This is a genomic window from Candidatus Palauibacter australiensis, from assembly GCA_026705295.1.
In the GTDB taxonomy this organism is placed as follows: domain Bacteria; phylum Gemmatimonadota; class Gemmatimonadetes; order Palauibacterales; family Palauibacteraceae; genus Palauibacter; species Palauibacter australiensis.
This window is the reverse complement of record JAPPBA010000083.1, coordinates 1-9940: the sequence shown is the minus strand read 5'-3', so window position 1 is coordinate 9940 and position 9940 is coordinate 1. Positions and strand designations below refer to the sequence as shown.

At 69.2% G+C, this 9940-nt stretch carries 9 protein-coding genes; 5 read left to right on the top strand and 4 right to left on the bottom strand.

The features are described 5' to 3' along the window. From OXN85_06515 to OXN85_06495, 5 genes are all read left to right on the top strand, one after another. The coding region (locus tag OXN85_06515; GenBank protein ID MCY3599605.1) for a hypothetical protein at positions 1-377 on the top strand (377 nt) is incomplete at its 5' end. Positions 378-477: 100 nt separating this feature from the next. Further along, a complete protein-coding gene (locus OXN85_06510) occupies positions 478-1074 on the top strand; it encodes a hypothetical protein (protein MCY3599604.1) in 597 nt (198 codons plus the stop codon). Positions 1075-1234: 160 nt separating this feature from the next. Then, positions 1235-3946, top strand: a complete 2712-nt coding sequence (locus OXN85_06505) for a DUF5916 domain-containing protein (GenBank protein ID MCY3599603.1) — start codon at positions 1235-1237, stop codon at positions 3944-3946. Positions 3947-4021: 75 nt separating this feature from the next. Beyond that, complete coding sequence (locus OXN85_06500; protein ID MCY3599602.1) at positions 4022-4258, top strand: hypothetical protein; 237 nt, start codon at positions 4022-4024, stop codon at positions 4256-4258. A gap of 19 nt (positions 4259-4277) precedes the next feature. After that, a complete protein-coding gene (locus tag OXN85_06495) occupies positions 4278-5489 on the top strand; it encodes a hypothetical protein (GenBank protein ID MCY3599601.1) in 1212 nt (403 codons plus the stop codon). A 45-nt stretch (positions 5490-5534) separates the two neighbouring features. On the opposite strand, the gene OXN85_06490 is transcribed toward OXN85_06495, so the two are convergent. From OXN85_06490 to OXN85_06475, 4 genes are all read right to left on the bottom strand, one after another. After that, positions 5535-6743: a DUF3179 domain-containing (seleno)protein gene (locus OXN85_06490; protein MCY3599600.1), complete on the bottom strand. Its 1209-nt coding sequence runs from the start codon at positions 6741-6743 to the stop codon at positions 5535-5537. A 148-nt stretch (positions 6744-6891) separates the two neighbouring features. Then, on the bottom strand, positions 6892-7038 hold the full coding sequence (locus tag OXN85_06485; GenBank protein ID MCY3599599.1) for a hypothetical protein: 147 nt from the start codon (positions 7036-7038) through the stop codon (positions 6892-6894). Positions 7039-7590: 552 nt separating this feature from the next. Next, positions 7591-9318 (bottom strand): glycerol-3-phosphate dehydrogenase/oxidase, encoded by a 1728-nt coding sequence (locus OXN85_06480; protein MCY3599598.1) that lies wholly within the window; start codon positions 9316-9318, stop codon positions 7591-7593. Further along, the coding region (locus tag OXN85_06475; GenBank protein ID MCY3599597.1) for a zinc-binding dehydrogenase at positions 9315-9940 on the bottom strand (626 nt) is incomplete at its 5' end. The genes OXN85_06475 and OXN85_06480, both read right to left, overlap by 4 nt.

Below are 9940 nucleotides of genomic sequence, written 5' to 3'. Positions count from 1 at the left end.
AGACCGGATACGAGCACACCACGCCCGTCACCCCCGAGGCGGTCGCCGCCTTGGAGGAGGCGCGGCGGCGGAACCCGGCGACGGGCGACGCACCGGTCCTGCCCTCGCCGAAGGATCCCTCGTCGAGCGTGGCCACTTGGGTGGCCCGAGGTTGGTGGGACAGGGCCGAACGGCTCGCGGGGCTGGAGCCGAAGCGTGGGCGCGGTTGGCACTCGTTGAGGCGCAAGTTCGCGTCGGATCTCATGGACCAGCCCCTCAAGGTGCTCTGCGAGCTGGGCGGCTGGAAGACGGCCAAGACCGTTCTCCAGTGTTACCAGAGAGCCGACGAGGGACAGCTCAGGACCGCGCTCGCAAACCGCCGCCGAGTGCGGACCTGATCCCGTTCGGCGGGAACCGAAGGGCGGGAATCAGACCCGCAAATCCCGTAAGCTCAATGATCGCAACAGATCCGAAATCGAAATCGGGCGTTGGATCAGCGTGCGGGAGTTCGACCGCGCGATCGAGGACCTGTCTCACGCCGCCGACCTCGTGCGAGGCGAGCCGGACGACGTCGAGCCGGACGGCCAGCCCAACGCCCGCGGCATCCCGACGAGCACGCTGCAGTCCAACATCCACTACCACTTGGCGCTGGCCCGTTACCTGCAGGGCGACTTCGAGGGGGCGCTGCCCTCCTACGAGGCCTACGTGGCGGTGACGACGAACCCCGACCAGCTCGTGGCCATCTCGCACTGGTGGTACATGGCGCTCCGGCGCCTGGGCCGCGACGGCGAGGCGGCGGCCGTCCTCGAACCGGTGAGGGCGGATCTCGATGTCATCGAGAACACCAGCTACCACCGGCTCCTCCTCATGTACAAGGGGGAGCTCGATGCCGATGAGCTGTGGGATCCCGAGAGCGGAGATCCGGCGGGCGTGGCGGTGGCGTACGGCGTCGCGACCTGGCACCTCTATAACGGCCGCGAGGCCCAGGCGGCGGAGATGTACCGCCGCATTCTCGAGGGTTCCGGCTGGGCGGGGTTCGGCTACATCGCGTCCGAGGCGGAGATCGCCCGCCTGGAGGCCGACGCGGGCGGCTGACCCGCTGCAACTTTCTCCTCACCGGCCTCGTTCCCCCCTGAAACGCGACGGTCCGCAACCTTTCGGCGGCTCGACGCGTCCTACTTCGCGAGGTTGATCAGCCCGTGGCAGGAGGTTTGCCACGGGCCGCCAGGGTTCGGGCTGCTTAAGGAAGGTCACGTTGGGATTCTCCTCGTTCCTGATAGATTCCGCCGCGCCGGTGCGCCGGCTGGCGGCGTTCATAATGCTGATGGGCCTGGCCGCTCCGCTGGCGGCGCAGGATTCGTCAAACGGTGGCGAGACATCCGCGCGGGGCGCGGCAGCCCCGGCGCTCCGGGCGGTCCGGGCCGCGGAGCCACCGCAGATCGACGGGCGACTGGACGAACCCGCCTGGGGCGGAGCGCCGGTCGCCCGCGACTTCGTCCAGTTCCGGCCCGACCCGGGCGAGCCCGCCAGCGAGCGAACCGAGGTCCGCATCCTCTATACGGACGACGCCGTCTACGTCGGCGCGCGGATGTACGACAGCGATCCCGGCGGCATCATCCGCCGGCTCGCCCGCCGCGATGAGCAGGTGACGACGGACGCCTTTCACGTCGCGTTCGACAGCTATTTCGATCACCGTACCGCGTTCCGTTTCTCCGTCAGCGTGGCGGGCGTCCAGAGCGACGGGCTGCTGTTTTCCGACACTCAGGCGGACGACGATTGGGACGCGGTGTGGGAGAGCGCGACGCGCACGGACGAGACGGGCTGGACCGCCGAGCTGCGGATTCCGCTCTCGCAACTGCGGTTCGCCGGATCCTCCGAGGACGGCGGCGGAAGCACGTGGGGCATCAACTTCCGGCGCGAGATCGCGCGCCTGGAGGAGGCAAGCGTATGGTCGCCCCTGCCGGAAGACGGCTCACGGGTCGTGTCCGCCTTTGGCACGCTGAGCGACCTTCAAGGTCTTCGGCCGCGCCGCAATCTGGAGGTACGGCCCTACGTCCTCTCTTCGGCGACGCGGGCGCCGGGCGCCGCCGCCGACCCTTTCTACACCGCCACGGCTCTGCGCCAGACGGTGGGCGGCGACCTGAAGTACGGCATCACGGAGAACCTCACGCTCGACGTCACCGTCAACCCCGACTTCGGGCAGGTCGAAGCGGATCCGTCCGTCGTGAACCTCACGGCGTTCGAGACGTTCTTTCCCGAGAAGCGGCCGTTCTTCCAGGAGGGATCCGACATCTTCGGTTTTTCCTTCGGCGGGGGCGGTGACAACAACGAGTCTCTCTTCTACAGCCGCCGCATCGGGCGGGCGCCCCAGGGGTCCGTGACGAACCCGGCCGAGTACCGCGACGTGCCGGCGGCGACGAGCATTCTCGGCGCGGCGAAGCTATCCGGGAAGACGGCGAACGGGTGGTCGATCGGATTCCTCGACGCCCTCACGTCGAACGAGATGGCGCAGTTCTCCACCCCGGGGGGGACGCTGGGCGAGCAGGTGGTCGAACCGGTGACGAACTACGCGGTGGGACGGGTCATCCGGGACTTCCGCGACGGGGAGAGCGCGGTCGGCCTCATCGCCACGGCCACGAACCGGCGCCTGGACGCCGGCGGGTCGCTCGCTTTCCTGGCGGACGAAGCGTACACCGGAGGGGTCGACTTCCGGCATCGGTTCGGGAACGGCAACTACGAGATCAGCGGCCATGTGATCGGGAGCACGGTGGGCGGGAGTCCGGAGGCGATCAAGCGCATCCAGCGTTCCTCCGTCCACTACTTCCAGAGCCCGGACTCGAGGCACGGACTGGATCCCACCCGCACGCGGCTCTCGGGCAGCACGTCGACGATCAGCTTCTCCAAGGTCGGAGGCGGCAACTGGCGGTACGGACTGTTCGGCGAGAACCGGTCGCCCGGCTTCGAGGCGAACGACCTCGGGTTCCAGCAGAACGCGGATTACCGGGTCGGGGCGGTCTGGGTGAACTACGACCAGTTCCGGCCGCAGGGGCCGTTTCGGAACTGGGGAGTGAACGCGGCGACCTGGTCCGGCTGGACGTTCCGCGGCGAACGGCAGTTCACGGGCGGCAACGTGAACGGGAACTTCCAGCTCAAGAACTTCTGGCGCGGCTTCGCCGGGTTCAATCAGGAGTGGGCGGGACTCGCCACGACGGCGCTGCGCGGAGGTCCCACGCTCTACCAGCCGAGCCAGTGGAGCAGTTGGGGCGGGATGTTCACGGACTCCCGCAAGCCCGTGCAGCTGGGTGCCGTCTTCAACGCCGGAGGGGAGTACAGCACCCCGACCCGCCGCTTGGGCGTATCGCCGAACGTAATACTCCAGCCGTCGAGCCGTCTCCAGCTCAACATCGGCCCGAGCGTGCAGTGGAACGATCGGGCGTGGCAGTTCGTGTCGCGGCCCGACGCCCCCGACGGGACGCACTACGTGTTCGCGCGCCTGAGCCAGCAGACGGTCTCGATCACGACGCGCCTGAACTACACCTTCAGCCCCGACCTTTCGCTTCAGTTCTACGCTCAGCCCTTCGTGAGCGCGGGGAGCTACGACCGTTTCATGGAGGTTGATGATCCACGGGCGTCCGATTTCTCGGATCGCTTCCGGACATACGGCGAGAACGAGATCCGGCGGTTGGAGGCGAACGGCTTCGGGCTCTACCAGGTCGACGCCAACCGGGACGGGAGGGCGGACTTCGGCTTTGCGGATCCCGATTTCAACGTGAAGTCCTTCCGCTCCAACCTGGTCCTGCGCTGGCAGTACCGGCCCGGATCGACCGTGTTTCTCGTCTGGAGCCGCGACCAGCAGGCGTTCCGCAACGACGGTTCGTTCCGCCTCGGCGAGGATTTGACGGACCTCGCGCGGATTCCCTCCACCAATATCTTCCTCGTGAAGTTCGAGCACTGGCTCGGACTCTAATCCGGTGTGGCGGGAGCGACGCCGTTCCCGCCACAGTCCGCGGGCGGTTCAGAGCGTCTAGCGCGGTGAGGAGCGGTGACCGGTTACATCTTCGTGGCACTTGCCGTGATGGTGGCGGTGGCCGGCTGGCGTGTGCGGCGACGGCTGCGCCACACGACCCGGAGCGGCGTCACGGACGAGATCGTGCGGCGCATCGAGACGGTCGGGCGGGTGGACGCGGAGGACGTCGAACCGGTGGACCTCGAACTGGCGAGGGCCGAGGAGGACGAATTCTGGGCCCAGACGTGGGACGAGCCCGAAGAGAACTGGTAAGAGGACTGACGGTAATTCGATGAGGAACACGGCACGGGACTCCGGTACGATCCGCATCGGGATGGTGGCGGCGGCCCTGGCGGCGATGGGGCTGTCGGCGGCCACGGTCCGCGTGGCGGAGGCGCAGGAGGCGCCACGGGTTTCGTTCGGGCCGGCGGCCGCGGCCTTCGCGGACGGTCTCGGCTCCATGCGGGGCGTGCGCGAACTTGAGGACGGGCGCGTACTCATCGCGGACGGCTTCGGCGCCACGGTCATCGCGTGGACGCCCGGGGGCCGCGCGGACACGCTGACGAACACGGGTCAGGGTCCGCAGGAGTATCGGACGCCGGATGGCCTCTTCCCCCTTCCGGAGGGAGCGACGCTCCTCGTCGATCTCGGCAATGCCCGGCTCACACGCATCGAAGCGGATCTCAGCTTCGGAGAGACCTGGCCCATCGCTCAGGGTGCGCCGAATACCGGGATGACGATGATGATCCCGGTGGGGACCGACCGCGAAGGCGGGATCTACTTTCAGCGGCGACTCGACGGGATGGCGGGCACGTCGGATTCGGCCGCCGTGGCGCGCTTCGATCCGGCGACGGGCGAGATCTCCGAGGTCGGACGGGTGCGGCTTGCGGCGCAGACGCGGGTCGAGTCGGGGGATGCCAACAACCGCAGCGTGAACATCCGGCCCGTGCCGTTCTCCAACCAGGACGCGTGGAACGTGGCCTGGGACGGCCGGGTGGCGGTCGCGCGAGCGGACGGATACCGGCTGGAGTGGCTGGATCGCGCGGGCGGGGTCACGCGGGGGCCCGAGATCCCCTACGAACCGGTGCGGGTTCGGCGGGCGGACCAGGAGGAGTGGCTCGAGGAGCTCGGGGGAGGTCTGCGTGTCGAGGCCACGGACGACGGGAGCGGGATGCGGATGTCCATGAGCCGCGCCCCTTCGGGCGCGGGCAATGCGGATCCCTCCGATTTCGAGTGGCCCGATGCGAAGCCGGTCATTCCGGCCGGGGCGGTTGCGGTCGATGCGGAAGGGCGGGCGTGGGTCCGGCGTCATGTGCCGGCGGGGGAAGCGCACCGGTACGACGTGTTCGACGGCGGCGGGAAGCGCGTCGCGCAGGTGGAACTGCCCGAGGATCGGCGGCTCGTCGCCTTCGGAGCCGCAAGCGCCTACCTGGTCCGAAGCGACGAACTCGGTTTCGCCTGGCTTGAGAAGTATTCGATGCCCGCGCTGCCCGGGACGCGCTGACGCGGGCCGGATATCACCGACCTCGAACAAGGGCGGCGGCGCGACTCAGCGCTGGCGCTGTCTCATCAGGTCCGGATCCGGCGGCAGCAGCGTCGCATCTTCTGCCGGAACGAAGTCGGCGGAGCCGGTGAGAGGAATCGGGGGGACCCACACCTCCGTGTCCGGCTGGAACGCCGCCCAGGCGAACCAGAACGCGTGGTACGCCTCGGGATGAGCTTCGAGCTTTTCGCCCTCCAGCGGTCCATCCACGGCCTCGCCCCCGAAATTCCACACGCTCCCCGTCTCCACGTCCTGCCGGCGACCATCGACGACCTCGAACGTGAGCGGCCGCCCGTTGGCTCGAGCCCGGTAGATCCGCGCGCTCTGCGCGCGAGAGTTCCAGAACGCGACGACCGGCTCTCCGCCAGCCTTGGCGCTCGCGGCCCAAACGAACGTGTTCTGACCTTCCTGGTCCCGGGCCGCGACTTCTCTGAGGTCGCCGATGGCGAACGCGACGCCGCCGGTTCCCGACGGAACGCCGACCACGCGCTCCTTCGGCTTTCGGCGTGGATCGATCGGAGCGGACGTCGGATAGAAGAGTGACGCGTTGTCCGGGTCTCGATAGTTCCCGTACGGGTAGAGCGTGTAGAGGAAGTCGTGCCCCGTCGCGCGTGTCGCGACCCAGGTGTCCAGAAAGACCTGGAGCCAAGCCCCATACAGCATCAACTCGTACGGCACGCGCGTCAGGCTGCTGCCGTCCCGTGGGCCGCATGTGGCGGAGCGCGTCAATTGGGGGTAGAGCGTCCCGGAGCCGTCGTCCATCACGAGGTTGTTGTCGAGAACGTAGTTGGATACCGCGAAATCGGGCGTGTCGCTCCGCCTCGGATCGAAGACGCTGACCGACCCCGTAAGCGGCGAATAGGTGATCGTGAGCCGCTCTCCCGTCGCGTTCGAATCGGCCGCGTCGACTTCGGCCTGCAGGTTCAGAACCTCGTGGTACCAGAGGAGCTTCAGCGGTATGGCGAGGGGCTGGCCGTTGAATTCGAGCCCGATCACCATGTCGCTGCGATTTACGTAACCGACGTGGGGCGCGATGAGCCGCGTGGCGACATCCGGATTCGTGAGCGCCGGAATACCCGAGCGCTCGGCGCCGGCGTCCGTGAAGTTCGTGAGCGGGAGCGAGCAATTCGAGAACCCGGTCAACGGGCCGAAGCTCTCTCCGGAGCATGCGGCGAGCCCCACGGCGCACAGCACCACGGCGACACGACGCCCCACCGCTCTCGGCGCTGACGCAGGGTTTCTCCACGGACTGCTAGCAGCATTCATCCGGCGCCCCGCACCTGTCATGCTCCGTCACCGTCGGACGCGAGAGTGCCCGACGGTGCTTCGGACGGAAGGACCGGCGAGGCCGCCGGCCGTCGAGCTAGATGAACAAGGCCTCGTTTTCGGAGTCGACTCCCTGGATGTCGGCCTTCTGCGCCCGCACATCCTTCTGGCTGACCTGACGCTGCCCGACGACGATCATCGCGATGCTCGCGACGAGCGCCAGTGCGATCCTGAGCTTCTTCATGGCGTCCCCCCTCCTCCATCGTCCCCACACCTAACGCCGCACGTAACGCCGGATCCGGACACAGATCGCTCCCATAGTATAAGGCCTTCCTGCCGTTTAACGAACTCTCCGACCCGAAGGTGACACGCCGGGAGGGAGCGTCGGTCCCGATGACCCAGCGGTTGAGGGTCTCGCGGGCCAGCGCGAGGTCGGTCTCCGCCAGGAGTATGCCTTCCGCACCACGGGCCTCGAGGCGGACGAGGTCGGCGCGCACCCGAATGTTCACACGGACGGAATCCCGGCGCGGCACGGTATCGAGCACCACGTTCCCGGCTCCGGCGGCGGCGGAGACGTACGCGTCGATGTCGAGCGGATTGACCAGCAGGATCCGGTATTCGCGGGTCGGACCCTCGCCCGCCAGCGGCGCGGGCGGAGCGGGCGCGACAGCGCCGTCAGACGGCACGGAATCGGGCGGGACTCCGGATGAATCCTGCGGGTCGTCGGCCGGAGCGCACGCCGCCGCGAACCACGCGAGGACGGAAAGAGCGCAGCCTGACCGGCAAGGCCGCCGGTTCAGCGTACCCCCTTCGCGCGGGCCGCCAGCTCGCGGATCGCGCCGTCGTCCACCGCCCTGAAGGTCAGCGCCCGTTTCACTTCCTCCGCCTTGCGTTCCTCCGTCCAGTCCAGCTCCGGAGCTACGACCTCCGCGACGCGGCGCGCGGCCTCCGGTGTCCCGGAGCGCGTCTCATGGCCCACCCGCATCCGCCGAAAGAGAATGTCCTCCACGTGAAGCGCCATCTCGCTCCGCACCGAATACACCGCTTCGGCCAGAAGGTGCGGCCTCTCCGCGACGACCCGCTCGCGAAGCCCCGGGTTTCGCTCCACCAGGTCGAGAACCCGGTTCGCTCTCGTCCCGTACGCGCGCGTGAGGCGGTCGGCGGAGGCGCGCTCGAGTCCCTGCGCGCGGGCACGCGTCCGAATCCGGGCGCGGAGCGCGTCCAGATCGCGGAACCGCGCGCCGGGGAGCGGGACCTTGTCCGTGTCGACCTTCCGAAGCGCCTTCACGCCCGCCGGCGCGAGGAACGCCTGCACGCGGTCCACCGTCGCCTCGGCCATGTGCCGGTGAGAGGTCAGCTTTCCTCCGCTCAGGGTGAAGACGCCCGGGGGACGCTGATGGACCTCGAACTCCCTCGACACGGCGCCCTCGTCGGCACCGTCCGCGGGCGGCGCGACGAGCGGCCGCAGGCCGGCCCAGGCGCTGATCACATCTTCCGGTATCAGCTTTGACGCGGGGAGAAGGCGACGGGTGGCCTCGAGCAGGTAGGCGATGTCTTCGGGGGTGGCCGCGACCTCGTGCGGCGGGCCGTCGAAGAACTCGTCCGTGGTGCCGATGAGGGTCAGGTCCTCCCGCCAGGGGAGGATGAACATCACGCGACCGTCCTGGGGCGCCTCGAAGATCAGGGCGCCGGAGTGCCCCACCCGTTCGCGCGCCACGTGGATATGCGTCCCCCGCGAGGGTCGGATGCGCACGGCGGGCGCCGCGCCATCGCCCGGGCCGGGCCCCGGCGGGCCCGCGGTGACGCGGTCGAGCAACTGCTCGGCCCAAGCGCCGGTCGCGTTGACGATCGCAAGGGCGTCGACGCCCACCTCCCGTCCGCTCTCCGCGTCTCTCACCAGCGCCCGGTGGCCCGGCCAGTCGGAGGCGTCGAGGCGTACGACCTCGGCCCGGTTGACCACGGTCGCGCCGGCCTCCACGGCCGCCACGATGGTCGTGAGAACGAGCCGTGCATCGTCGACCTGGGCGTCGAAATAGCGCGCGCCCCCGAGCAGCCCCTCGGCGCGCAGCCCCGGTTCGCGGGCGAGCATGGCCTCGGCGTCGAGCATCTGATGGCGTTCGATGTTCCGGAACAGCGAGAGCGCGTCGTAGAGCCACATCCCCGCGTCCAGCTTCGTCCGGCCGATGCGCCCGTCCCGGAAGATGGGAAAGTGGAACTCCAGCGGCCGGACCAGATGGGTCGCGATGCGGAGCAGGGTCCGCCGCTCCTGGCTCGCCTCGAATACGAGGTCGAACTCGAAGTGCTCCAGGTAGCGCAGGCCGCCGTGAACGAGGCGGGAGGAACGGCTGCTCGTGCCCCACGCGAAGTCCGCGGCTTCGACGAGAGCGGTTCGAAATCCGCGGCGGGCCGCGTCGCGCGCGACGGCCGCGCCGGAGATGCCGCCTCCGATGACGAGGATGTCGTAGGCGGTTTCCGCGAGGCTCCGGAACCGCTCGGCGCGCCCCGGAGCTGTCACGGGGGTCACGGCTCGAGGACGAGCTTCCCGAAGACTCCGCCCGCCTCCAGCCGCTCGTGGGCCTCGCGCGCCCGGTCGAGCGGCCACACGTCATCGACGACCGGCGTGAGGGTGCCGTCCAGCACGAGTGCCATCACCGCCTCGAACTCGGCACGCGTCGCCATCGTGGTCCCCATGATCGATGTCTGGCTCCAGAACAGGCGCGCGATGCTGAGCGTGCCCTTCGGCCCGGTCGTCGCGCCGTACACGACCATCCTGCCCGCAGGCGCCAACGCGCGGACGCAGCCCTCCCACGTCGCCGCGCCCACGCTGTCGAGGACGAGGTCGACGCCGCGCTTCCCCGTCTCCATCCAGACGCGTCGCGAAAAATCCTCCTCGAGACGATCGATGACGAGGTCCGCTCCGAGCGCCTGCACGCGCCGGACGTTGTCGGGTCCGCTCGTGACCGCGAATACCCGCGCCCCGTGGTGTTTCGCGATCTGAATCGCGGCGGTGGAGACGCCGCCCGAGGCCCCGGTGACGAGGACCGTCTCTCCCGGCGCCAGCCGCCCTCGCGACAGGAGCCCGCGCCATGCCGTCTGGTATACGAGGGGCGCGACGGCCGCCGTCGCGAACGGGAAGCCGTCGGGGA

What these genes read in the sequence shown, in the direction of transcription:
- OXN85_06495 (MCY3599601.1), top strand. Translation starts at nt 4,278, where the DNA reads ATGAGGAACACGGCACGGGACTCCGGTACGATCCGCATCGGGATGGTG.
- OXN85_06485 (MCY3599599.1), bottom strand. Translation starts at nt 7,038, where the DNA reads ATGAAGAAGCTCAGGATCGCACTGGCGCTCGTCGCGAGCATCGCGATG.